The organism is Virgibacillus sp. M23, from assembly GCF_034190895.1.
GTDB lineage: Bacteria > Bacillota > Bacilli > Bacillales > Amphibacillaceae > Virgibacillus > Virgibacillus salarius.
The window spans coordinates 1-442 of sequence record NZ_JAWDHA010000267.1 but is presented as its reverse complement, the minus strand read 5'-3'; the positions used below and the strand labels follow the sequence as shown (position 1 = coordinate 442).

General features: G+C 44.8%; 1 protein-coding gene. It reads right to left on the bottom strand.

The features are described 5' to 3' along the window. Positions 1–442 (bottom strand): AMP-binding protein (locus RVS70_RS22470; RefSeq protein WP_321134943.1); only part of this gene is annotated, 442 nt, incomplete at both ends.

The window sequence follows — 442 nt, the reverse complement described above, 5'->3', positions numbered from 1 at the left end:
AAGAATCATGTATGGTAAAAGCCGCTGATTGTACAGCGCATTCAGTCTGACCGTAATTATTTGTCATCACCTGCTTACCCGCACGAAACGTTTGTAAATACTGCTGAACCAATTGGGGCGGCAGCATTTCGCCGCCAGCCATTATTAACTTCAATTCGTCAACGTGATGCGGCTCTTTCTCAGCGGCTTTGATCATGAGGCGCAAATGAGAAGGTGTCGCATCTGAAATATGAATGCGGTTCTCCTCATAAAAAGACCACAGCTGCTTTCCATCCATCCTTGCATGATCTGGCGCAATATATAAGGTGTGTCCAAGAAGCACTGCCTGAAATATCGTTTGCACGGATGCGTCAAAAATATGTGAAGCAAGCATGCCGATACGGAGGTGCTCTTGTGAAAATGGCTGAAAAAGAAGGCTGTCTATGCCATATACTAAATTGAT